Origin of the sequence: Vibrio anguillarum, from assembly GCF_001989995.2 — a bacterium.
Lineage (GTDB): Bacteria > Pseudomonadota > Gammaproteobacteria > Enterobacterales > Vibrionaceae > Vibrio > Vibrio anguillarum.
This window is the reverse complement of the sequence record NZ_JAHGUP010000241.1, coordinates 1-233: the sequence shown is the minus strand read 5'-3', so window position 1 is coordinate 233 and position 233 is coordinate 1. Positions and strand designations below refer to the sequence as shown.

Here is a 233-nt window from a genome sequence, read left to right as displayed (position 1 = left end):
CATAGCGATCAAGGCAGTCATTATACTAGCCGTAAATACCGTCAATTACTGTGGCGCTTTCAAATAAAACAGAGTTTATCTCGCCGAGGAAACTGTTGGGATAATGCGCCGATAGAGCGCTTCTTTAGAAGTCTGAAGACGGAATGGGTGCCAACTGTGGGTTATCGTAGCTTCGCTGAGGCTCAACAAGAGATCACCCGCTACATTATCGGGTATTACTGCCAACTCAGGCC

The 233-nt window shown here is 47.2% G+C and carries 1 protein-coding gene; it reads left to right on the top strand.

Annotated features, from left to right (window positions below):
• Positions 1 to 233, top strand: a 233-nt coding sequence (locus tag PL85_RS19155) for an integrase core domain-containing protein (protein ID WP_215809375.1), incomplete at both ends; no start/stop codon positions are given.